This window comes from Rubrivirga sp., assembly GCF_965213695.1.
Classification (GTDB): Bacteria; Bacteroidota; Rhodothermia; order Rhodothermales; family Rubricoccaceae; genus Rubrivirga.
Genome location: NZ_OZ243912.1, coordinates 3,060,061 through 3,083,001 on the forward strand (window position 1 = coordinate 3,060,061; position 22,941 = coordinate 3,083,001).

Here is a 22,941-nt window from a genome sequence, read left to right on the forward strand (position 1 = left end):
GTCCGTCGCAGCGCGAGCGCATTCTCCCCTACGTGTCATCCTGAGCAGAGCGAAGGGTCTCAGCACGATGCCGACCCCTCCGGCACCGCTTCCTACGGCTTGGAACCCCACGTTGAGTCCTTCACTTCGTTGGCTGCGCCTTCGCTGCGCGGTCAGGGCGACAAGGGTGGGGCTCCCAGCTCGGAACGCTGGCTGCGCCGACCCTTCGCGGTGTCCCCCTGAGTTCAGGAGGACCGTCCGGTCGCCCATCGCTCCACTCAACGGGCGACCGGACGGGGGTCCGGCACGGGCTGTCCGCCGCTACCCCAGGTCCGCGAGGTTGGCTTCGAGCGCGGCGATCTCGGCCTTGGCGTCGTCGGCCTTCTGGCGCTCCTTGGCCACGACCGCGTCGGGCGCGCGCGAGACGAACGCCTGGTTCTGGAGCTTCTTCTCGACGCCGCCCAGGAAGCCGCGCTTGGCCTCGATCTCCTTCGTCAGCCGCTGGCGCTCGACGTCGAGGTCGATCATCCCTTCGAGCGGGACGTAGACCACGTGGGCCCCGACGACGACGGCCGCGCTAGCGGCCGGCTTCGGGAGGTCGGCCCCGAGGGTGAGGTCCGACAAGCCGGCTAGCCGCTCGACGTACCCGCGGGCGTCGTTGAGCGCGGCGGCCGTCGCCGCGTCGCCGGCCACGACGAGGGCCCGGACGTCCTGGGACGGCGGCACGTTGTACTGCGCCCGCACCTGGCGGACGGCCGTCACTAGGTCTTGCACCGTCCCGAACGTGGCCGCGGCGTCGGCGTCGGTCTCGCTCGCCGGGGGCGCCGGCCAGTCGGCGGCGATGAGCGCGTCGCCGGGCTGGCGGGGGCGCACCGTCCACCACAGCTCCTCGGTCACGAACGGCATGAACGGGTGGAGCAGCTGGAGGATCTGCTCGAACACCTCGGTCGAGAGCGCCAGCGTTTCCTTCGACGGCGTCTCGCCGTGCGGCGCCTTCGACACCTCGAGGTACCAATCGCAGAAGTCGCGCCAGACGAAGTCGTAGGCCAGGTGCGCGGCTTCGGAGATGCGGTAGGCGTCGAGCGCGGCGGTCACGGCCTCGACGGTGTCGCGGAGCCGCGTGAGCAGCCACCGCTCCGCCAGCTCCAGCTCGTCGAAGCTCCGCTCGCGGCGGAGGTCTTCCGTCGGGCGCCCCGCGTCGTCGCGCGCGACGAACCGGCCGAACACCCTCGCGGCGTTCCAGAGCTTGTTGGCGAAGTTCCGGCCGCCCTCGAACTTGCCCGGGTCCAACTTGATGTCCTGGCCCTGGGCGCACAGGACGGCGAGCGTGTAGCGGACCGCGTCGGCGCCGTAGGTCTCGATCATGTCGAGCGGGTCGATCCCGTTGCCGAGCGACTTCGACATCCACCGGCCCTGCTTGTCCTTGATCATGCCCGTGATGAACACGTCGGTGTACGGGACCGCGTCCAAAAAATGCGTGCCGGCCATGATCATCCGGGCGATCCAGAAAAACAGGATGTCGTACCCGGAGACGAGCACGGAGCCCGGGTAGAACGCCCGGAGCGCGTCCGTCTTCTCGGGCCAGCCCAGCGTCGCGAACGGCCACAGCCACGACGAGAACCACGTGTCGAGCACGTCCTCGTCCTGGACGTAGCCTGGGCCGGGCGAGTCGACCGAGACCACGAACCCCGCCTCGTCGCGCTCGCCAGTCGCTGGGTCGACGGGGTACCAGACCGGGATCCGGTGGCCCCACCAGAGCTGGCGGCTGATGGGCCAGTCGCGGATGTCCTCGAGCCAGCGCCGGTACTCGTTGGCCCACCGGGCCGGGTGGAACGTGATGGTCCCGTCGTTGACGACCGCCAGCGCGCGGTCCGCGAGGGGCTGCATCGCGACGTACCACTGCGGCGACAGCAGCGGCTCGATGACGGCCTTCGACCGCGACGAGACCGGGACCGTGTGCGGATAGTCCTCGGTCTTGACGAGCTGGCCCGACGCCTCCAGGTCGGCCACGATCCGCTTGCGGGCGTCGAACCGGTCCATGTCGGCGTACGGGCCGCCGTGCTCGTTGAGCGTCCCGTCGAGGTTCATCAGCGAGACCGTCTCCAGCCCGTGCCGCTGGCCGATGGCGTAGTCGGTCTCGTCGTGGCCCGGCGTCACCTTGAGCGCCCCGGTGCCGAAGTCCAGCCTGATGGTCTCGTCGGCGATGATCGGGACGATCCGGCCCACCGCCGGGACGCGCACCGTCTTGCCGACCAAGTGTCGGAACCGCTCGTCCTCGGGGTGGACGGCGACGGCCGTGTCGGCGGGGATGGTCTCCGGCCGCGTCGTCGCGATGTCGACGTGCTCGCCCGTCTCGGTCCCGTCCGCGTCGACGACGGGGTAGCGGACGGTCCACAGGTGGCCGGGCCGCTCGACGTTGTCGACCTCCTCGTTCGAGATCACCGTCTGGTTGTCGGGGTCCCAGTTGACGAGGTACTCGCCGCGGTAGACGAGCCCCTGCTCGTGGAGCCGGACGAACACCTCCTGGACCGCGCGCGACAGCCCCTCGTCCATCGTGAACCGCTCGTAGCGCCAGTCGCACGAGTCGCCCAGCCGGCGTTTTTGGCGCAGGATGATCCCGCCGTACTCCTCCTTCCACGCCCAGACGTGCTCCAGGAACGCCTCGCGCCCGATCTCCTTGCGGCGGACCCCGTCCTTCTTGAGCTGGCGCTCGACCACGTTTTGGGTCGCGATGCCGGCGTGGTCCATGCCCGGGATCCACAGCGCCTCAAACCCCTGCATCCGCTTGAATCGGACGAGGAGGTCCTGGACTGTGTCCTGGAGCGCGTGGCCCATGTGGAGCCGCCCGGTCACGTTCGGCGGCGGCATCGGGATGACGAACGGCTTTTTGCCGCCCTCCAGCACGGCGTCGGGTTCGGCGTGGAAGAAGCCGCCGTCTTCCCAGTAGCGGTACCAGGTGGCCTCGACGGCCTCGGGCTCGTAGGGGCCGTCGGCAGAGGCCGGGGCGGGCGTCTCGGGGATCGCGGGCTGGGCGCCGCGGTCGCGGGGGATCTCCATCGTCGTGCTCGGCCGGAGGCGGCCCGGGTGAGCCGCCGAAGCTAGCGAGGGCCCCGGGGAGAGCCGGTGAAGCGTGGGCCTCCAGCCCGCCTCTCGGCCGATCTGGGCCAGCTCGGCACGTCGACCCCAAACGGCCCTTAACCGGGCCGACCCTTGCCCGATACCGATGGCGGTCCTGTTGCCTCGTGCTTCCCGGCCGCTATCTCCACCAGCGCAGCCCTCATGTCCGTCGTACAGCACCCCGTACAGTTCCTCCTCACCCTCATCGTGGCGGTCGGCCTCTTCGGAGCCGCCAGCACGCCGGCCCACGCCCAGTCCAGCACGCTCCAGTTCTACTTCGGCCAGGACAAGCCGTCGAGCCCCATCGGCGGGAGCGACAGTTCGCCCGCGACGGAGTCCCAGATCCAGGCGGCCATCGCCGGCGGCGACGCCGCGGCGGCCCGGGCCGCCTTCGACGGCCGCATCCGCCTGCCCTCGGTCGGCGTCGAGTCGTTCGAGTCCCCGACGTTCACGGCGAACAACACCGGCGACGGCAGCGGGTACCTCGCCACGGTCCCCGTCTCGTTCCAGGGCTCGGGCAACAGCCCCGAGACGAGTGAGACCATCGGCGGGACGTTCCAGGGGACCGGCACCCAGTACTCGATCCGGAGCGACCGCAAATACGGGACGTTCCCCGCGCTCGGGACTCAGTTTCTCGCCTCGACCGAGGGCAACATCAAGGTGACCTTCAACGAGCCCGTCTCGGCCTTCGGGTTCTACGGGACCGACATCGGCGAGGGCTCCACCCAGAAGGTCCGGCTCGACCTCTACCCCGTCGGCGCGACGACGCCGACGGCCACCCGCGTCGTCGACGGCATCTCGGCGCCGTCCGGCGGCATCCTGTTCTTCGGGTTCACCGACCAGGCCACCCGCTACGAGCGCGTCGACATCACGACGCTGACGAGCGCCGACGGCCCGAGCTCGGAGTACTTCGGGTTCGACTCGTTCATCACGGCCGACGTCAACCAGGTGGCCGGGGCCGAGTTCGCGGACCTCAACGGCACCGTCAGCGACCCGGGCGACAACGTCGACGGGGCCGACTCGGCCGTCGAGGGCGAGACGGTCCGGCTCCTCTTCCGGACCGACGGGACCGGCGCGGGCTCGGTCACCGTCGCCGTCACCGGCGGGACGGGCGGCTCGGCCGACGTCGACGGGTTCACGTCGCAGGCCGTCTCGATCGTCGACGGCCACAACATCGCCGCGCTCCCGATCCGCACGACCGACGACAACCTCCCCGACGACGGCGAGACGGTCGTGTTCGAGATCACGGCGGCGACCGGGTCGTTCGCCGACAGCTACGCCGTCGGGCAGCGGTTCACGCTGACCATCGGGGACCCGCTCCCGGCCTTCTCCCAGAGCCTGGCGCCGACGCCGGCCGTCGAGGGCCAGCCGGCCACGGTCACGGTCACCATCGACAACACGGGCCGGGGGGTCACGGCGACCGGCATCGAGTTCTCGACGGCCTTGCCCGCGAGCCTCCCGGTCGACGCGCCTGCCAACGTCGTCTCGACGTGCGGCGGCGCGGCCGGCGTCAGCGGGCAGACGCTGAGCGCGTCCGGCGGGAGCGTCGGGCCGGGTCAGGTCTGCACCGTGACCGTCGACGTGACCCCGGCCTCGGCCGGCACGGCGAGGCTCGCCGCCGTCACCGTGACGACGGACAGCGGGCAGAACGAGGCGCCGGCCGTCGACGCCGCCGTCGTGCGGGGCGTCTCGTTCGACGCGGCCTCGGCGACCGCATCGGAGGGCGACACGGTCGCGCTCGCGGCCACGCTCTCGAGCGCGGCGCCGGCCGGCGGCCTGTCCGTCGAGGTCGCCCTGACGGGCGGCGCGGCGGCGGACCTCGACGCCTACGCCGTCCAGACGATCTCCTTCGGGGCCGGCGCCTCGACCGGCTCGGCCTCGTTCACCGTCGCCGACGACGGGCTCCGCGAGGGAGCCGAGACGCTCACGTTCTCGTTCCAGGACCCGTCGGCGGGCGTGGTGCCGGCGGGCCAGACCACGACCGACCTCGACGTCGCCGCGTCGCTCGCCACGGGCGCCCTCACGGCCGGCGCCGGACAGACGAGCTCCGGCACGGTCGTCTCGGCCACGGTCGACGAGGGCGGCTCGGTCACCGTCACCGTCACCCTGACCGACGCCGCCGTCGGCGACGAGTCGGTCGACCTCGTGTTCGCCCCGAGCGCCCCGACGACGGGGAGCGCCGCCGACGTCGACGAGACGACCGTGGCACTCGCGTTCGCCGCCGGCGCGACGACGGCCTCGGCCACGCTCGACGCCGTCCAGGACGGCCGGGCCGAGGGCGACGAGCTCCTCCGCTTCGCGCTCGCCAACGCGGTCCACCTCGACCTCGGCGACCCCGACACGTTCGACCTCACCGTCAGCGCGTCCGGCGCCGGGGTCGCCTTCGCCGCCGCCACCGGCTCCGCGGCCGAGGGCGGCACGGCGACGATCACCCTGACGTCGGCGGTCGCCGACGACGGCGACACGGCCGTCGTCACGCTCGACGGGGCGTCCTCGACGGGCACCTCGGCCGACCTCGGCGGGTTCACGTCGGCGACGGTCACGTTCACCGGCGGCGTCGCCACGCTCGACGTCCCGGTCACCACCGACCGCCGCGCCGAGGCGGCCGAGACCTTCGCGTTCGACGTGTCCGGCGCGGTCCTCGACCCCGACGGCGAGCAGACGTTCACGCTGACCGTGGCGCGGTCCAACGCCGAGGCCGCCTTCGCCCAGTCCACACTGTCGGCCGAGGAGGGCCAGACGGTCCAGCTCGTCGTGACCTTGTCGAGCCCCGCGCTCGGCGACGAGTCGGTCACCGTCGCGCTTACGAGCGGCGACCCGGCCGACCTCGGCGGGTTCACGTCGGAGACCGTCCCGTTCGCCGCCGGCGCCACCACGGCGACCGTCGCCGTCCCCATCACGGAGGACGGGGTGGCCGACGACGACGAGACGTTCACGTTCGCGCTCCAGGGCGCCACCTTCCTCGACCCCGGCACGCCGGCCACGGCCACGCTCTCGGTCGGGAGGACCGGGGCGCTCGTCTCGTTCGCGACGAACCACCAGCCGGCGACCGAGAACGCCGGGACGGTCGAGGTCGTCCTCCAGGTCCACGGCGACCTCGCCGCTCCGGCGTCGGTCCTCGTGTCGCTCCTCTCGGGCAGCCCCGCCGACCTCGGCGGGTTCACCGAGAAGCGCGTCGACCTCCCGTGGGGCAACGATCAGCAGGACGAGGTCGTCGTCGAGATCCCGATTACCGACGACCGGCTCCGCGAGGGCGTCGAGGTGTTCGTGTTCGCCCTCTCCGAGCCGACCGGCAACGCGCCCGACGGGGTCTCTTCCTCGGACGACTCGTTCGCGCTCATCGTCCAGGACAACGACGGCAACGACGGCACGGACGTCGCGACGGTCCCGGCCACCACGAGCCCCAGCGCCGTCGGCGCCCGGCTCTTCGGGGTCCCCGTCGGGGGGCTGACCGTGGCCGAGCTCGCCGCGGCCTTGGGCGGCGAGCCCGCCCCGACGGTCTACGTCGTCGACGCGGCTGGGGGCGCGCTCGTCGTGCCCGACCCGGCCCTGGTCCTCGACGCCGGCCAGGCCGTCTACGTCGAGGGCGCCACCGGCGACGCGCTGACGCTGACGGGCTCGGCCCCGGACGGCCCGGTCACGTTCGTCGGCGGCGCCGACGCCGAGACGGGCCGCGTCCGCGTGGCCGTGTCGAACCCGGCCGGCGCGCCGGTCGACCTGGCCCGGCTCCGGGTCGAGGGCGGCACGCTCGCCGACGTCGTCCTGGTGCTCGACCCGGCCACGGGCGCCCTCGTCCCGGTGTCGCTGTCGGCGCTGGCCGCGGGCGAGGCCGTGCTGCCGCCGTACGCCACGGTCCTGGTCGAAGTCGACCCCTCGGGCGACCCCGCCGACGTCCGCGTGACGCTCGACCCGGACGAGGCCGACGGCGCGCTCCCGGCGACGGGCCTCCGCGCCGACGCCTGCGGCCGGGCCCCGGGCGACGCGGGCGTCGTGTGCCTGGCGCTCGGCTCGCCGGGCCGGTCCCACGTCGGCGACCGCGCCGTCGTCCGGCTCCGCTCGGACGACGGGCAGACGCGCGGGCTCGCCGAGCCCCCCGATTGGTACGACCTCCAAGACGTCGCCGCCCGCGACGCCCAGCTGACGGTGCCGGGCGGCGCCGAGGGCGCGCTCGCGCTCGCCACCGCGTCGGTCGTCTTCGAGAGCACGGTCACCGTCCCGCTCTCGGTTGCCGTCGGCGGGCCCGGGCTCTACACGCTCGCCCTCACGCGCCCCGTGGGCGGTCCCGACGACGACCGCTTCGAGGTCGTCCTCCTCGACGGCGACGCCGAGGTCGCGCTCGACACCGTCGACGCCTACCGGTTCGAGGTCGGGCCCGAAGAGGACCTCACCGGTCGGTTCGCCCTCCGCGTCGGCCGCGAGGTCGCGGTGGCCTCGGGCCACGGCCCGTCGCTCGTCGACCGCGTCGGGCGCCCGTACCCGAACCCGTCGGCCGGAGCGGTCACGGTCGAGGTCGAGGTGACGGAGGCCCAGGCCCTCCGGGTCACGGTTTTCGACGCGGTCGGCCGGGTGGTCCTCGTGCCGTTCGACGGGCCCGCGGCCCCGGGCGCCCCGCTCCGGGTCGCGCTCGACGCGACCGGGCTGGCCCCCGGCGTCTACGTGGTGCACGTGGCCGGCGAGACGGTCCGGGAGGCCCGGCGCCTCACCGTCGCCCGCTAGCGACCTCAGCCTGATCCCGACTCGCGCGGCCTCCGTCCTCTCCGGGCGGGGGCCGCGCGCCGTTCGGACCTCCCGCTCGCCCGGGGCGCCGGGCCGGGAATCACATCAACGGGCGAGGCCACGAACCGGGACACGCTCGGCGCCGGGTTCGTCGCCCGCCGCTCGTCCGCCCGGTGACCGAAGGGACGGCGGCCAACGGCGCGGTCGTGCGTAGGCTTGCGCCGGTCCGCCGCCCTCGCCATGCCCGCCGTCGTCCCGTTCGAGACCGCGCCCCAGCTCGTCGCCCGGCTGGCGGCCCACTACGCCGGGACCGGCAAGGCCGCGCTCGGCTACAAAGACAAGACCACCAAGGCGTGGGCCGACGTCACCTGGGACGACCTCCACGCCCAGGTCCGCGCGCTCGCCGGGTTCCTGCACGCCCGGGGCGTCCGCAAGGGGGACCGGGTCGCGATCCTGAGCGAGAACCGGCCCGAGTGGGCCGTCGCCGACCTCGCCGCCCAGGTGCTCGGCGCCGTCACGGTCGCCCTCTACACGACGACGCCGGCCAGCCAGGTCGCGTACGTGGTGAGGGACAGCGGGGCCCGCGTGCTCGTCGTCTCGACCGGCTTGCAGCTCCGCAAGGCCGACCGGGCGACCGACTCGTGCCCCGACGTCGTGGCCGTCGTGTCGATGGCCGAGCCGCGCAAGGCCCGCCCCGAGACCCCCGTCACGACCTGGGCCGACGCGCTCGCCGAGGGCGCCCGCCACGACCTCCCGCTCGACCCCGACGTCGTCAGGCCCGACGACCTCTCGGCGCTCATCTACACGTCCGGCACCACGGGCGACCCGAAGGGCGTGATGATGACGCACCGGAACCTGATGTCGAACGCCCAGGCCGCGCTCGACCGGATCGACGTGGGCGAGACCGACGTCCACCTCTCGTTCCTGCCGCTCAGCCACGCCTTCGAGCGGACGGCCGGCTACACGACGCTGCTCGCGGCCGGCGCCCAGATCGTCTACGCCGAGTCGATCGACGCCGTCGCGAAGAACCTCCCCGAGGTCCGCCCGACGGTGATGGTGTCGGTCCCCCGGCTGTTCGAGCGGATGTACGACGCGATCCGGCGGTCGGTCGCCGAGGGCTCGGCGGTCAAGCGGGGGCTGTTCGCGTGGGCCGTCGGCGTGGGGACGGCCGTGGCCGCGCGCCAAGCGGCCGGGCGGACGGTGGGGCCGCCCCTCCGGGCCCAGCACGCGCTCGCGCAGCGGCTGGTGTTCTCGGCGCTCCACGAGAAGCTGGGCGGGCGGATCCGGTTCGCCATCAGCGGCGGGGCCGCGCTGCCCCCGGAGATCGGGGCGTTCTTCGCCGCCGCCGGCATCCCGCTCATCGAGGGGTACGGGCTGAGCGAGACGGCGCCCATCCTGGCCGCCAACCCGACCGACGCGCCGGTCTACGGGACCGTCGGGTGGGTGATGCCCGGCGTCACGCTCGCCGTCCGGTCCCTCGACACGGGCCGGCTGCTGGCGGAGGTCGCCGGCGACGCCTACCCCCTCGACGTGACGACGGGGCCGGGCGAGATCCTGGCGCGCGGCCCCAACGTGATGCCGGGCTACTGGAACCGCCCCGACGAGACGGCCCAGGCGTTCGACGCCGACGGCTGGTTCCGCACCGGCGACATCGGCCGGTTCGAGGGGGGCTCCCTCCGGATCACCGACCGGATCAAGCACATGATCGTGACGGCCGGCGGCAAGAACGTGTACCCCGGCCCCATCGAGGCCGCGCTCGCCACGAGCCCGCTCGTGGCCCAGGTGCTGGTCGTCGGCGAGGGCCGGCCGTTCCTGACCGCGCTCGTCGTGCCCGACACCAACGCGCTCCGCGAGGAGGTGACCGCACGCGGACCGGCGCCCGTGCCCGACGGGCTGCTCGACGCGCCCCAGGCGACCGCCCTGATCGACGACGTGCTCGCGGCGTACAACCGGGAGGCCGCGAGCCACGAGCGGGTCCGCGCGTTCCGGTTCGCGCCCGAGCCGTTCACCGTCGACAACGACCTGCTCACGCCGACGCTGAAGCCGAAGCGCCGGGCCATCGAAGCCCGGTTCGCCGCGCTCGTGGAGGCGATGTACGGGTGAGGACCCGCTAGCCGGAGCCCTCCTACGCAGCCCCCCTCCTGGTGGGGGAGACGGCGGATCGCATCGGCGACGAGCTCGCCAGCGAGGGACCGGAGCGATCGGCGGACGTAGCGAGCCACCTGCGACAACGCAAAGCGGCCCTCCCGCCGAAGCAAGAGGGCCGCTAGGGGTCGGGATGGCGGGATTCGAACCCACGACCTCCTCGTCCCGAACGAGGCGCGCTACCGGGCTGCGCTACATCCCGAGGTCGGCAGAACCGACGGACGCCATGATACGCACGCGCCGCGCCGCGCCGACCGCCCCCCCTGGTGAAGCGCGCACGAACCCTGCCAGGGGCGAGGGCGCTTTAGAAATGGGTCGGCGACCGGGGCCGAAAGGTGGAAACGGGCCTGGAGGGGGAGCTGTGCCGAGCGTGAGGCCCGGCATTTTGTCTTATCGCCCCAGCGTCGGGTCACGGACGTACGTGTCGAACCGGAAGGCGGGCCGGTCGCCCTCGGCCGGATGCCGTTTGCTGGCGTCGAGGTGGAACGGGCCGCCGTTCTCGGCGAGCAGGTGGCGGTACGGCGGGAAGTACGTGTCGCCCTCGAACTCCCCTTCGACGAACGTCAGCTCAAGCCGGTCGGCCTGGACCGCGCCGTCGGGGTCGAGGACCGAGCCGTAGACGCCCGCGCCGCCGCCGATGAACAGGCGCTCGCGGTCGGCGAACGCGCGGACGGCCTCCTCGAGCCCGCCGTAGACGTGGATGCCGGGGTGGTCGACCGACGACGGGTGCCGGGTCAGGACCACGTTCTCGCGGTTCGGGAGCGGCCCGCCGAACTGGTGGAGCAGGCTCTCGAACGTCCGCCGCCCCATGACGAGGGGCCAGCCAGTCGTGAGCGCTTTGAACCGCCGGAGGTCGGCCGGGAGGTGCCACGGGAGGTCCATCCCGTCCCCGATGAGGCGGTCGGCCGGGCTCCCGGGGGCCTCCGCGACCGCGGCGACGACAACGACTTCGGGCATGGGGACTGGGGACTGGGGACTGGGGACTGGGGACTGGGGACTGGGGACTGGGGACTGGGGACTGGAAAGATGTCCGTCGCCGGCCACTCGCACCACCGACGGGCCGCCGAGATGCCCACGGAGCGTCCACGCTGCCCCCCTCTGCCCGTTCCCCGTTCCCATTGGCCATTCCCCGCGAGCGCCAGCGAGCCCTACACGGCGACCGGGAAGCGGATGGCAGCCTGGGGGTCGTAGGCCTCCAGGTGGAAGTCGTCGAACGCCAGCTCGTCGGGGTCCTTGGGGCGTCCGTCGGGGTGGCGGCCGATGCGGAGGCGCGGGGCCGGCGCGGGCGTCCGCGCGAGCTGCTCGCGCAAGCCGTCGACGTGGTCGACGTAGACGTGGGCGTCGACGAGCGTGTGGGCGAACCGCCCGGGGCGCAGGCCGGCGGCGTCGGCGAGCACCTGCGTCAGCAGCGCGTAGCAGGCGAGGTTGAACGGGACGCCGAGCGCGAGGTCCGCCGAGCGCTGGGTGAGGTGGCAGTTGAGGAGGTCGGGCCCGTCGTCGGCCGGCGTGACCTGGAAGGCGAACGTGTAGTGGCACGGCGGCAACCGGCTGACGGCCGCGTTCGCCGGGTGCCACGCGCTGACGACGAGCCGGCGGCTCATCGGGTCCGTCCGCAACGTGTCCAGGACGTAACCGAGCTGGTCGAACGAGAGCGACCCGTCGGCCTCGCGGCGGACGCGGGGGTGGCCGGCCTCGACCCAGACCTCGCCGCCCAGGGCGACGCCGGGCTCGGGGACCGGGAAGCGGCGCCAGAACCGCCCGTAGGCCGTCTGGAGGTCGCCGTCGTCGTCGGCCCAGGCGTCCCAGATCCGGGTGTGCCGGCGGAGCTCGCGGATGTGGTCGGCCCCGGAGAGGTACCACAGGACCTCCCGGAGCATCGAGCCGAAGAACACCTTCTTGGTCGTCAGCAGCGGGTAGCCCTGGGCGAGGTCGACGCTGTAGTGCTCGGCGAACGAGGCAAGGGTGTCGGTCCCCGTCCGGTTCGTCTTGCGGACGCCGGTCGCGAGCACGCGCTCGACGACGCCGAGGTAGGCCTCTTCGGCGGCGGTCGTCGTACCGGGCGGGGCGTCAGTCATGCGGAAGGCGGAAGGCGGAAGGCGGAAGGCGGAAGGCGGAAGGCGGAAAGATGGCCTCTCCCGCCAGCCTGCGCCAGCCATCCGACGGCGGGGTCTCCACATTCCGTCCACGGCGGGCGCGAGCCGGTGGAACTTTTCGAAGCTCAGGGCCCTCCCCTCATCCCTCATCCCTCACCCCCATGGACCCCGGCCTCCACGTCAAGCAAGCGATCAACCACCTCAACAAGGTGCTGGCGTACTACCCCTACGTCGCCGACGGGGGCCAAGCGACCGTCGCGCTCACGCCCGAGGACTGGGGCGTCGTGGCCGACGCGCTCTTCCACATGGGCACGCCGCCCGAGGTGTTCCCCGACGCCATCGAGAGCTACCGCCTCAGCGACGACGGCTCGGAGATGTTGGTGACCACGCAAGACGGGACCCTCATCCACATCCAGGCGGGGTGAGTCGCCGAGGGGCCCGCCGTCGACCGAGCCCCTCAGTTCGCCAGCGCGACCAGGTGGAACCGTGGGATCCGAGCGTGGAACCGGGCGCCGCCCTCGCGCTGCATGAGGTAGGTCCCCTCCATCGTCCCCTCGAACGTGGGCAGGACGCAGACCGAGTGGTACTCGTGGGCCTCACCCGCCGCCAGGACCGGCTGGCGCCCGACGACGCCGGCCCCCTCGACGCGCTGGACGTGGCCGTCGGCGTCGGTGATGGTCCACTGGCGGCGCAGGAGCTGGACCTCGCCCGGCCCCTGGTTCTCGATCCGGACGAAGTAGGCGAAGACGAACTGGCGCGCGAGCGCGTCGGACTTGCCGTCGAGGTACGCCGGGCGGACGGTGACGCGGACGGTCTCGGTGGTGGCGTCGTACGAGACCATCGGGCTACTGGCGGACCTCCTGGCCCCGCGCGTACTCGACGGCGCCGATGAGCCGGCGGACCTCGGGCTCGCAGACCGGGGCCTGCCACCGGCCGTCCTCCTTGAGCCCGCTCCCGACCAGGAAGCCGTCGGCCGCGTCGACGTAGTCGAGCAGGTTGTAGCCGTCGAGGCCGCCGCCGCAGAACAGCGGGAGCGAGGCCTCGGCACGCACGGCGTCGACGACGCCGGGCGCGGACGGGGTGCCGACGGACGGGCCGAGCACGACGAGCGCGTCCGGCCGGGCGGCCTCGACGGCGGCCACGAGCGCCGGGACGTCGTCGGGGCCGGGCGGGCGGAGGTCGGCCAGGACCGGGATCGACCCGGCGCCGAGCCCCTCGCGGTAGCGGTGGAAGCGCGCCGCGGCGGCGTGCTCCTGGGCCCACCCGTCGACGCGGACGAACTGGCAGTGGGCCCCGACGGCGACCGCCAGCGCGGCCCGGTCCGCGTGGAGCACCCGGACGCCGACGGGCAGCCGGCCGGCGTTCCGGCGGACGGCCACGGCCACGTGCGTCATGTAGGCGACGACCTCGGGCCCCGTCTCGTCCTCTCGCAGCGCCGGCGCGTCGTGGGCGTTCTCGACCAAGAGCCCGTCGACGCCGAGCTCGACGAGGAGCCGCGTCTCGGCGACGGCCCGGTCGACGGCCGACCGGACGGACCCGGCCCCCGGCACGCCCGGCGACGGCCCCGCGTGGATCACCGCGACCACCGGCTTCGGACGGGGGAACAGGTCGCGGACGAGGTCGGACATGGAGGGGTGCGCGCGAGCCCGCGCCGGTCGTGGAGTCGTTGAATGGGCCTCCGCCCCCCCGCTGTTCCGTGAATACCCCCACCCCCGCCCCGCGAATCCCCCTATCCCCTCCGCCGCGCCGGCGTCCGAGGCGGACGGGTTAAAAGGGCGCGAACCCCGCGTTCGAGGTCGCCAGGGCCGCTCGGGCAGCACGTCTCCCGAATCACGGCCCGCCCGCGCGCGTACGGTCCGCCATGCCCGACGCCCCCGCCCCGGCCACCCCCACCCTCGCCCTCGACGACGTCGTGGTCCTGTTCGCCGGGGACTCCGGCGACGGGATGCAGCTGACGGGCAGCCAGTTCACGCTGGCGACGGCCCACGCCCGCAACGACTTGTCGACGCTGCCGGACTTCCCGGCCGAGATCCGCGCGCCGGCCGGGACGCTCTACGGCGTCTCCGGCTTCCAGCTCCACTTCGGGTCCGGCGCCGTCCACACGCCCGGCGACGAGGTGGACCTGCTGGTGGCCATGAACCCGGCCGCGCTCAAGGTCAACCTGGCCCGGGTGCGGACCGGCGGGGCCGTGCTCGTCAACGCCGACAGCTTCTCGGCTCGCGACCTCTCGCTGGCCGGCTACGACGCGAACCCGCTCGAAGACGGGACGCTCGACAGCTACGAGCGCCACGACGTCGAGCTGACCAAGCTGACGCACCAAGCGCTCGACGGGACCGGCCTCAGCAAGCAGGAGATCGACCGGGCCAAGAACATGTTCGCGCTGGGCCTGGCGTTGTGGATGTACACCCGGCCCATCGAGCCCGCGCGGGCCTGGATCCGGAGCAAGTTCGCCCGGGTCCCCGAGATCCGCGACGCCAACCTCCGCGCGCTCGACACGGGCTACCACTACGGCGACATCTCGGAGAGCTTCGTCGCCCGCTACGAGATCGCCCCGGCCGACCTGCCGCCGGGGACGTACCGCGCCATCAAGGGCAACGAGGCGCTGGCGCTCGGGCTCGTCGCCGCCGGCGTCAAGTCCGGGCTCGACGTGTTCTACGGGACGTACCCGATCACGCCGGCCTCGGACCTCCTCCACGCCCTCGCGAAGTACAAGGCGTACGGCGTCAAGACGTTCCAGGCCGAGGACGAGATCGCCGCCGTCGGGAGCGCCATCGGGGCCAGCTTCGGCGGGGCGTTGGGCGTGACGGCGACCTCGGGCCCGGGGATGGCGCTCAAGGGCGAGTTCCTGGGGCTCGCGACGATGGTCGAGCTCCCGCTCGTGGTCATCGACGTCCAGCGGGCCGGGCCGAGCACGGGGATGCCGACCAAGACCGAGCAGAGCGACTTGCTGATGGCGATCTACGGCCGCAACGGCGACACGCCGACGCCGGTCATCGCGCCCAAGACGCCGGGCGAGTGTTTCCTCGCCGCCTTCCACGCCGCCCGGATCGCGCTCCAGTACATGACACCCGTCATCGTCCTCTCCGACGGCTACCTCGGCAACGGCTCGGAGCCCTGGAAGCTCCCCGACGTCGACGCGCTCCCGGACATCTCGGTCGCCTTCGCTACGCCTGACACGGCGGCGTTGAACGAGGACGGCGCGTTCTTGCCCTACGTCCGCGACGAGCACACGCTGGCGCGTGGGTGGGCACGGCCGGGCACGGCCGGGCTCGAGCACCGGATCGGCGGGCTCGAAAAGGACGCGCGGACCGGCGGCGTGAGCTACGACCCCGAGAACCACCAGCGGATGACCGAGACGCGGGCCGAGAAGGTGGCCCGGATCGCCGACGCCTTTGGGCCCGTCCAGGTCGAGGGCGACCCCGCCGACGACGGCGACGGCGACGTGCTGGTCGTCGGCTGGGGCTCGACGTACGGGGCCATCAAGAAGGCGGTCGAGAGCGCGACGGCGCGCGGGCTCCGCGTCGGCCACGCCCACCTCCGGTGGCTCAACCCGTTGCCGCCGGGTCTGGACGAGGCCATCGGTCGGTACCGCCGCGTGCTTGTGCCCGAGCTCAACGGCGGCCAGCTCGTCCACGTCCTGCGCGACCGTTTCTTGGTGGACGCCGTCGGCCTGTCGAAGGTCCAGGGCCTCCCCTTCTCAGCTAGAGAGGTCGAGGCGAGCATCGTCGAACTGGCCGCACCTCCCTCCCACACCGTGTCATCCTGAACGGATGTGAAGGATCTCAACTCGGACCCCGAGCTTTGTCTCACCGGTCCCGACGACTCGCGACGTCGGCGCTGAGATCCTTCGCAGGCTCAGGATGACACGGTGTGGGAGGTCGAGATCGCCCCTCGTTCGAACCGCGCCAGCGACGGCGCAGCAACACGCAACACCGAATGTCCTCCCTCCCTCCCGCCGACGACGCCCTCCCCGACGGCTCGGCTGCCCGGCCTGGCGGCACGCCGCCCCAGCCTCGCGGCGACAAGGGCGCCCGGCCCGACACGCCCGAGCCGGCCGGCACCCGCAAGCCGGTCGACGCGCCCGCCGTGCCCGCCTCGGACGGCGCCCCGGCGCTCCCGCCCATCCCCGAGACCGAGCCCGACGACGGCGCTCCGCCCCGGACGCCGACGCGCCCGCCGGGCGCCGGCGCGCCGGTCCAGAAGCCGGCCCGTCCGCCTGGCGCCCGGCGACCACCGGTGCCGGCTCGCGCCCGCGTCGTCGACCCCGAGGGCGATGGGGCGTCACTCGGCCTGCCCGTCCTCACGCGCAAGGACTTCGTCTCCGGGTCGGACGTCCGGTGGTGCCCGGGCTGCGGCGACTACGCCGTACTGGCGGCCGTCCAGCGGGCGCTGCCCGAGCTGGCCGAGACGCGCGAGAACGTCGTGTTCATCTCGGGGATCGGCTGCTCGTCGCGCTTCCCGTACTACATGAACACGTACGGCTTCCACAGCATCCACGGCCGCGCGCCCGCCGTGGCGACCGGCCTCAAAAGCACGCGGCCCGAGCTCGACGTCTGGGTCGTCACCGGCGACGGCGACGCGCTGAGCATCGGGGCCGGCCACACGGCCCACATGCTGCGCCGGAACGTGGACCTCCAGGTGTTGCTGTTCAACAACCAGATCTACGGGCTGACGAAGGGCCAGTACTCGCCCACGTCGGAGGTCGGGAAGGTGACGAAGTCGTCGCCGTACGGGTCGCTCGACCACCCGTTCAACCCGGCCGCGCTCGCGCTCGGCTCGGACGGCTCGTTCGTCGCGCGGACGCTCGACCGGGACCCGAAGCACATGCAATCGGTCCTCAAGGCGGCCCACGGCCACCGGGGCACGTCGTTCGTCGAGATCTACCAGAACTGCAACATCTTCAACGACGGGGCCTTCTTCGACTTTACCGAGCGCGAGTCCAAGCCGCTCCGCGCCGTGTTCGTCGAGGACGGCCAGCCGATGACCTACGCCGACGGCGAGAAGGGGCTGATCCTAGACGGCCTGCGCCTGCGCTCCGTCGACCTCGGCGGCGACCGGACGGCCGACGACTGCGTCGTCTACGACTCGACCGACAAGGCGCTCGCGCTGCTGGTGGTGGACCAGATGTTCTGGGACGGTGACCTCCCCCGCCCCTTCGGCGTCCTGTACCGCGAGGACCGGCCGACGTACGACGCGCTGCTCAACGAGCAGGTCGACGCCGTGCGCGAGCAGAAGGGGCCCGGCGACCTCAAGGCGCTGCTGGCGGCCGGCGACACCTGGACCATCGAGTAACGGTCGGCATACGAGGGGCCTCTCCCCTTTTCGTCCCATGTCCGACCTGACCGGCTCCGGCCCGCGCCGCCAGCGGTCCGTCTTCGTCGGGGGCCTGGCCGGCCGCCGGCCCGACGTCCCCGCCGAGCACGCGGCGCTCGAAGAGGCGGCCCGGCGGGTCATGTCGCCCGAGGGGTTCGCCTACGTCGCCGGCGGCGCGGGCGCCGAGCGGACGATGGCCGCCAACCGGGACGCCTTCCGCCGACACCCCATCGTCCCCCGCGTGCTCCGCGGCGCCGACCCGCGCGACCTGACGACGACGCTGTTCGGCCAGGACCTCCCGGCCCCGCTGGCGCTGGCGCCCATCGGCGTGCTCGAGATGGCCCACCCCGAGGCTGACCTCGCCGTCGCCCGGGCCGCCGCCGCGCTGGGCGTCCCGTTCGTGTTCTCGAGCCAGGCGAGCGTCCCGATGGAGGCGACGGCCGCCGCGATGGACGCCGTCCGCCCCGGCGCGCCGCGGTGGTTCCAGCTCTACTGGAGCACCGACGACGACCTTGTCCGCTCGTTCGTCCGGCGGGCCGAAGCGTGCGGGTGCGCAGCGATCCTGCTCACACTCGACACGACGCTGCTCGGCTGGCGCCCGCGCGACCTCGACCTGGCGGCGCTCCCGTTCCTGCACGGCCGGGGGATCGCGCAGTACACGAGCGACCCCGTGTTCATGTCGAAGCTGGACCACCCGCTGCCCGACCCGCCCGCTCGGCCGCCGGTCCAACTCTCGACGCTGCGCGCGGCCGTCGGGCAGGCCCGGCGCGTGCCGGGCGGCGTGCTCGACAACTTGCGCTCGTCGCGCGCGCGGAAGGCGGTCCAGCGGTTCGTGGCTACCTACTCGCGCCCATCGCTCTCGTGGGACGACCTCGGCCTGCTCCGCGAGACGACCAGCCTCCCCATCGTCCTCAAAGGCGTCCTGCACCCGGACGACGCCCGCCGCGCGCTCGACGCGGGGGTGAGCGGGTTTGTGGTATCCAACCACGGGGGCCGCCAGGTCGACGCCGAGGTCGCCAGCCTGGACGCGCTGCCGGGCGTGGTCGAGGCCGTCGACGGGCGGGCCCCGGTCCTGTTCGACAGCGGCGTCCGCGGCGGGGCCGACGTGTTCATCGCCCGCGCGCTCGGCGCCGACGCCGTCCTGCTCGGCCGGCCCTACGTCTACGGGCTGGCCATCGCGGGCGAGGCCGGCGTCCGGACGGTCGTCGAGAACGTGGTGGCCGAGCTCGACCTGACGATGGGGCTCGCCGGCTGCGCGTCGCTGGCGGACGTCACGGCCGAGCGGCTGGCGACGAGCGCCGGGGCGTAGACTCCGCCGTCGCTCCCCGGACCCGTGCCCTCGCTTCCCCTCCCGCTCGCCGTGCTCCTGGCCGGCCTCGGCGTCGCCTGCGCCAAGCCCGCCCCTCCCCCACCCGAGCCTGCGCCGGTCGCGGCCGGTCCGGTGGCCGTCGGCGACACGTCGGACGGCGGGGCCGTCGCGCTCGACTCGGCGACGGTCGCCCGGTTGGTGGCCCAAGACCCGCTGTGGGCCGACGCGCTCCGCATCCACTACGACGCCGTCGCGATCGACGGCCACGTCGACACGCCGATGCTGATGCTGGACCAGGGCTACGCGCTCGGCGAGCGGCACCGGCGCGACCACGTCGACCTGCCGCGGATGGCCGAGGGCGGGCTCGACGGCGCCTTCTTCTCGATCTACGTGGCCCGCAGCTACGGCGAGGGCCAGGCGGCGACGGACCGAGCGCTGGCGATGATCGAGGCTGTCCACCGCCAGGTCGCCGGGCTGGACGAGGCCACGCTCGTGCGGACGGCCGACGGCGTGGTCGCGGCGAGCCGGCGGGGCCAACGCGCCATCTTGCTCGGGCTCGAAGGCGGCCACGCGCTCCAGGGCTCGCCCGACGTCTTGCGTCTCCTCGCGGCGAACGGCATCCGCTACGTCACGCTGACGCACTCGAACACCAACTCGTTCGCCGACGCCGCGACCGACGCCGCGCGCTGGGGCGGCCTCAGCGACCTCGGCCGCGAGCTGGTCACCGAGATGAACCGGCTGGGCGTGCTCGTCGACCTCTCCCACGTCTCGGATTCCACCTTCGAAGACGCGCTCGCGGTCACCCGGGCGCCCGTGATCCTGAGCCACTCGTCGTGCCGGGCGCTCCACGACCACGTCCGCAACGCGAGCGACGACATGCTCCGAGCGCTGGCCGACAACGGGGGCGTGGTCATGATCAACTTTTTCGCGGACTACCTCGGCCCGGGCGCGACGCTCGCCACGGCGCTCGACCACGTTGAGCACGCCGTCCGGGTCGCCGGCGTCGACCACGTCGGGCTGGGGAGCGACTTCGACGGCGTCCCCGCGCTCCCGGACGGGTTGGGCGACGTAACGCGGCTGCCGTGGATCACGCACGGCCTCTTGGAACGCGGGGTCTCCGAGGCCGACGTCCGCAAGATCCTCGGCGGCAACGTGCTCCGCGTGATGCGCGACGCGGAGCGGGTGGCCGCCGAGATGCGCGAGGGCGGGGCGTAGGGACACGATTCATCGTGTCCGCCAGGCTGGCGGGGCGCCCCTACCGCAGCACCCGCTCGACGGCCTCCGGGTCCCCCTCGGTCGGCGCCGGGTCGAGGGCGAGCGCCGCCGCCAGGATCCCGTACACGTCGACGGCGTGGATCGGGCCGGTCGTGACGCCCTCGCGGAACCGGGGGCCGCGCGCGATGAACAGGGCGCCCATGTCGGACGAGGCGGGGTCGAACCCGTGGGCGCCGCCGGACGGCCGCGACGGGTTCCGGTCGAGGTAGCCCTGCGAGGTGGCCGTCCACCCCGGGTCGACCAAGACCACGACGGGCGGGATCCGGTCGCTGGCCGAGTAGTGGAGCCGCGCCGGCACGTCGGCCTTGCGCATGGCGGTCAGGTGCGGGAGGGCCGAGACGCGGGCGACGAGCGCGTCCACGTCGACCGTCTCGTCCGGCCACAGGCCGACGACCTCGCCCCAGTCCACGTCGACCGCGTCGTAGTCGACGGCGCCGTCCAGAACGACGACGCGGTCGCGCGAGACCGGCGTCATCCCGTGGTCGCTGACGACGACGAGGTCGGTGTCGTCGAGCCGTCCGATCTCGCGGAGGCCCTCGACCAAAGCCGCGAGCGCCGCGTCGACCTCCGCGATGGCCCGGTCCACCTCGGGCGCGTCCGGCCCGAACCGGTGGCCGGCCGTGTCGACGCCCTCGAAGTAGAGCGTCGCGAGCCCGGCCCCCGCGTCCAGCCAGTCGAGGGCCGTCTCGACGCGGTCGCGGTACGCCATGTCGCCGTCGTACGGGAGCCACGTCGTCGGGCGGACGCCGCCGATCTCGGCCTCGGAGCCGGGCCAGAACACGGTCGCCGTCGGCACGCCCTGCGTTTCGGCCGTGACCCAGATCGGCTCGCCGCCCCACCACCGGCCGTCGACGAGCGCCTGCCGGTTCGAGAGCGAGAACCGGGCCGGCTCGCCGTCTTCGAGCCGCGACGGGTCCCGCATCGTGTTGCCGACGATCCCGTGGGACTCGGGGTGGAGCCCGGTCACGAGCGAGTAGTGGTTGGGGAACGTCTTCGACGGGAAGACCGGCACCAGCCGCTCGGCGCGGACGCCCCCGGCGATCCACTGGAGCGCACCGCCCTCGGGCGCCCGGTCGAGGTAGTCCCACCGGAACCCGTCGACGGACACGAGCACGAGCGCCCGCTCGGCCTCCGGCTCCGCCAGCGCCTCCTCCGCCGACGCGCACCCCTGGAGCTGGCGCCCCCCGGTGAGCACGGCCAGCACGACGACGAGGGCGGACAAGAGACGGCGCATGACGTGGACGGGTGGACGGGTGGACGGGTGGACGGGTGGAATCTCCGGCCGACGGCGCACGACCGCCAGCGCCGATCAGAGCGAGCCCTCGGTAGGGACACGATTCATCGTGTCCGCTTTCGACCCCGAGATCGGCAGGGACACCATGCATGGTGTCCGTACGGGTCGCCCGAGTTGGCTCTCCCCCTCTCTGCCATTTCCCAGTTCCCCTTTCCCATTTCCGCGAGCGCCAGCGAGCCTCCCCTACTCGAAGTCCGTGTTGAGGCGGAAGCGGCTGACCCGGTGGTTGCCCGTGTCGGCCACGTAGACGACCTCCCGGTAGTAGGCGACGCCCTGGGGGTCCGAGAACTGGAGCGGGCCGGCGCCCGTCCCGCCGAACGACGCGCGGACGGGCCGCGTCGAGCCGGCGCCCGGCGGCGGGGCCACGCCCTCGATCCCGTTCTGGTTGAACACGTATAGGCTGTCCGTCCCCGCGTCGAGCACGAAGAGGTAGCCCGTCTGGTCGGCCGCGTACGCCAGGCTCGTGGGGCGGACGAACTGGCCGGCCTCGAACAGCGCCCCGTCGCCCAAGTCCGGGTTGCCGGCCGCACCCAGCCGGCCCGAGTCGACGCGGTACTCGATCCCGTCGGACGTCTCGACGACCTGGACCGAGACGACGCCATACGTCGGGGTCGGCTCCGACGGCGGCGGCGCCAGCGCGAGCACGAAGTCCTCGTTGAGCGCCACCGAGCCCCGCTGCGGCGGCCCGACGAACGTCAGCACGTCGGACGGGTAGTAGGCGCTCAGCAGCGACGGCCGGTCCGGCGTGAGCGCGCGGACGTACTGGATGTACTCGCCCTCGGCCGTGTACTGCAAGAAGGCGTTGAACGGGCTGAACGCCTGGCTCGGCCGCCCCGTCGCCGTCGTGTTGACGGGCCCACGCCGGGTCACGTAGAGCCGGTTGTCGGCGAGCGTGGCGACGCCGGTGAACTCGACGTCCTCGTCGCTCGTCGCGCCGGCGTAGGTGTCGGGCAGCTCGAACCGGGTAAACCGGCGGCTCCCGTCGTCGAACGGGTGCCACAGGATGTCGGCCACGCGCGGCGCGCCGGTCGTGAGCCCGCGGATCCGGTAGACGACGGCCAGGTCGCACTGCTCGGGCCCGCCGGCCGAGGGGCAGTCGGCGCCGGCGACGGTCGTGTCACGGCGGGCGGCGACGTAGACGTCGAGGCGGCGGTCCTGGACGATGGCCGTGATGTCGCGCAAGGGCTGGCCCTCGACCTCCGACAGCAGGAACTGGGGCCGCCCCGCCAGGTCGAGCACGTGCAAGCCCCGCTCGTCGGCCACGTAGACGAACTCGTCGTAGCCCACGTAGACGTCGACCGGGCTTTGGAAGGCGCCGCCAAAGCCCTCGGTGTAGAACGGGTTCAGCGGCACGTAGCCCACGTCGTCAACGAGGGTCGGGTCGGTCTGGCCCTCGACGAAGATCTCGTCGGTCGTCGGGTCGCTCTTGGACCCGAACACGGCGTCGCAGCCGGAGAGGCCGCACGCGACGAGAGCGAGGAGAACGGGCAGGGCGGAGGTCCGCATGGGGTTGGGTACGGGGTACTCGGTACGAGGTACAGGGCGGGGCTACCTCCCGCTCTCTCACCTCGTCATCCTGAGCTTGCGAAGGATCTCAACGCCGACGTCCCGAGCCGTCGGAGCCGGCGTCGGTGGACCTGGGGCATCGAGCTGAGATCCTTCACGTTCGTTCAGGATGACAAGGTGGGGGTTGAGCGCGC

Annotated in this window: 14 protein-coding genes and 1 tRNA gene; 7 read left to right on the top strand and 8 right to left on the bottom strand. The window is 73.2% G+C overall.

Features of this window, described 5'->3' with window-relative positions:
• Window positions 1–300: 300 nt before the first annotated feature.
• Window positions 301–3,036 (bottom strand): valine--tRNA ligase, encoded by a 2,736-nt coding sequence (locus tag ACOOHE_RS13645; RefSeq protein WP_420454638.1) that lies wholly within the window; start codon window positions 3,034–3,036, stop codon window positions 301–303.
• Between the two features lie 222 nt (window positions 3,037–3,258).
• Between ACOOHE_RS13645 and ACOOHE_RS13650 the strand changes: the two genes are divergently transcribed.
• Both ACOOHE_RS13650 and ACOOHE_RS13655 read left to right on the top strand, forming a co-directional pair.
• Window positions 3,259–7,812: a Calx-beta domain-containing protein gene (locus ACOOHE_RS13650; RefSeq protein WP_420454639.1), complete on the top strand. Its 4,554-nt coding sequence runs from the start codon at window positions 3,259–3,261 to the stop codon at window positions 7,810–7,812.
• A gap of 240 nt (window positions 7,813–8,052) precedes the next feature.
• Window positions 8,053–9,915: an AMP-dependent synthetase/ligase gene (locus ACOOHE_RS13655; RefSeq protein WP_420454640.1), complete on the top strand. Its 1,863-nt coding sequence runs from the start codon at window positions 8,053–8,055 to the stop codon at window positions 9,913–9,915.
• 170 nt (window positions 9,916–10,085) lie between these two features.
• Here ACOOHE_RS13655 and ACOOHE_RS13660 read toward each other — a convergent pair.
• The 3 genes from ACOOHE_RS13660 to thyA form a co-directional block, all read right to left on the bottom strand.
• Window positions 10,086–10,159, bottom strand: a tRNA-Pro gene (locus ACOOHE_RS13660).
• Window positions 10,160–10,347: 188 nt separating this feature from the next.
• The gene (locus ACOOHE_RS13665) at window positions 10,348–10,914 is read right to left on the bottom strand and encodes a dihydrofolate reductase (RefSeq protein WP_420454641.1); all 567 of its coding nucleotides are present in this window, start codon (window positions 10,912–10,914) and stop codon (window positions 10,348–10,350) included.
• Between the two features lie 191 nt (window positions 10,915–11,105).
• On the bottom strand, window positions 11,106–12,032 hold the full coding sequence (gene thyA, locus ACOOHE_RS13670) for a thymidylate synthase (protein ID WP_420454642.1): 927 nt from the start codon (window positions 12,030–12,032) through the stop codon (window positions 11,106–11,108).
• Window positions 12,033–12,211: 179 nt separating this feature from the next.
• Here thyA and ACOOHE_RS13675 point away from each other — a divergent pair, with 179 nt between their 5' ends.
• Window positions 12,212–12,475, top strand: a complete 264-nt coding sequence (locus ACOOHE_RS13675; RefSeq protein WP_420454643.1) for a hypothetical protein — start codon at window positions 12,212–12,214, stop codon at window positions 12,473–12,475.
• A gap of 32 nt (window positions 12,476–12,507) precedes the next feature.
• On the opposite strand, the gene apaG is transcribed toward ACOOHE_RS13675, so the two are convergent.
• Both apaG and ACOOHE_RS13685 read right to left on the bottom strand, forming a co-directional pair.
• On the bottom strand, window positions 12,508–12,891 hold the full coding sequence (gene apaG / locus ACOOHE_RS13680; protein WP_420454644.1) for a Co2+/Mg2+ efflux protein ApaG: 384 nt from the start codon (window positions 12,889–12,891) through the stop codon (window positions 12,508–12,510).
• A 4-nt stretch (window positions 12,892–12,895) separates the two neighbouring features.
• Window positions 12,896–13,678 (bottom strand): BtpA/SgcQ family protein, encoded by a 783-nt coding sequence (locus ACOOHE_RS13685; protein WP_420454645.1) that lies wholly within the window; start codon window positions 13,676–13,678, stop codon window positions 12,896–12,898.
• Between the two features lie 233 nt (window positions 13,679–13,911).
• On the opposite strand from ACOOHE_RS13685, the gene ACOOHE_RS13690 reads away from it, so the two are divergent.
• From ACOOHE_RS13690 to ACOOHE_RS13705, 4 genes are all read left to right on the top strand, one after another.
• Entirely contained in the window at window positions 13,912–15,816 is a 1,905-nt protein-coding gene (locus tag ACOOHE_RS13690; RefSeq protein ID WP_420454646.1) for a 2-oxoacid:acceptor oxidoreductase subunit alpha, read from the top strand.
• 524 nt (window positions 15,817–16,340) lie between these two features.
• Complete coding sequence (locus ACOOHE_RS13695) at window positions 16,341–17,342, top strand: 2-oxoacid:ferredoxin oxidoreductase subunit beta (RefSeq protein WP_420457628.1); 1,002 nt, start codon at window positions 16,341–16,343, stop codon at window positions 17,340–17,342.
• A 37-nt stretch (window positions 17,343–17,379) separates the two neighbouring features.
• On the top strand, window positions 17,380–18,672 hold the full coding sequence (locus ACOOHE_RS13700) for an alpha-hydroxy-acid oxidizing protein (RefSeq protein WP_420454647.1): 1,293 nt from the start codon (window positions 17,380–17,382) through the stop codon (window positions 18,670–18,672).
• 24 nt (window positions 18,673–18,696) lie between these two features.
• Window positions 18,697–19,887, top strand: coding sequence for a dipeptidase (locus ACOOHE_RS13705; protein WP_420454648.1), 1,191 nt, complete (start codon window positions 18,697–18,699; stop codon window positions 19,885–19,887).
• Window positions 19,888–19,927: 40 nt separating this feature from the next.
• On the opposite strand, the gene ACOOHE_RS13710 is transcribed toward ACOOHE_RS13705, so the two are convergent.
• Entirely contained in the window at window positions 19,928–21,181 is a 1,254-nt protein-coding gene (locus ACOOHE_RS13710) for an ectonucleotide pyrophosphatase/phosphodiesterase (protein ID WP_420454649.1), read from the bottom strand.
• Window positions 21,182–21,424: 243 nt separating this feature from the next.
• Complete coding sequence (locus ACOOHE_RS13715) at window positions 21,425–22,747, bottom strand: hypothetical protein (protein ID WP_420454650.1); 1,323 nt, start codon at window positions 22,745–22,747, stop codon at window positions 21,425–21,427.
• Between the last annotated feature and the right edge of the window lie 194 nt (window positions 22,748–22,941).

What these genes read in the sequence shown, in the direction of transcription:
- ACOOHE_RS13690 (WP_420454646.1), top strand. Translation starts at nt 13,912, where the DNA reads ATGCCCGACGCCCCCGCCCCGGCCACCCCCACCCTCGCCCTCGACGAC.
- ACOOHE_RS13700 (WP_420454647.1), top strand. Translation starts at nt 17,380, where the DNA reads ATGTCCGACCTGACCGGCTCCGGCCCGCGCCGCCAGCGGTCCGTCTTC.
- ACOOHE_RS13650 (WP_420454639.1), top strand. Translation starts at nt 3,259, where the DNA reads ATGTCCGTCGTACAGCACCCCGTACAGTTCCTCCTCACCCTCATCGTG.
- ACOOHE_RS13685 (WP_420454645.1), bottom strand. Translation starts at nt 13,678, where the DNA reads ATGTCCGACCTCGTCCGCGACCTGTTCCCCCGTCCGAAGCCGGTGGTC.
- ACOOHE_RS13715 (WP_420454650.1), bottom strand. Translation starts at nt 22,747, where the DNA reads ATGCGGACCTCCGCCCTGCCCGTTCTCCTCGCTCTCGTCGCGTGCGGC.
- ACOOHE_RS13710 (WP_420454649.1), bottom strand. Translation starts at nt 21,181, where the DNA reads ATGCGCCGTCTCTTGTCCGCCCTCGTCGTCGTGCTGGCCGTGCTCACC.
- thyA (WP_420454642.1), bottom strand. Translation starts at nt 12,032, where the DNA reads ATGACTGACGCCCCGCCCGGTACGACGACCGCCGCCGAAGAGGCCTAC.
- ACOOHE_RS13665 (WP_420454641.1), bottom strand. Translation starts at nt 10,914, where the DNA reads ATGCCCGAAGTCGTTGTCGTCGCCGCGGTCGCGGAGGCCCCCGGGAGC.
- ACOOHE_RS13655 (WP_420454640.1), top strand. Translation starts at nt 8,053, where the DNA reads ATGCCCGCCGTCGTCCCGTTCGAGACCGCGCCCCAGCTCGTCGCCCGG.
- apaG (WP_420454644.1), bottom strand. Translation starts at nt 12,891, where the DNA reads ATGGTCTCGTACGACGCCACCACCGAGACCGTCCGCGTCACCGTCCGC.
- ACOOHE_RS13645 (WP_420454638.1), bottom strand. Translation starts at nt 3,036, where the DNA reads ATGGAGATCCCCCGCGACCGCGGCGCCCAGCCCGCGATCCCCGAGACG.
- ACOOHE_RS13675 (WP_420454643.1), top strand. Translation starts at nt 12,212, where the DNA reads ATGGACCCCGGCCTCCACGTCAAGCAAGCGATCAACCACCTCAACAAG.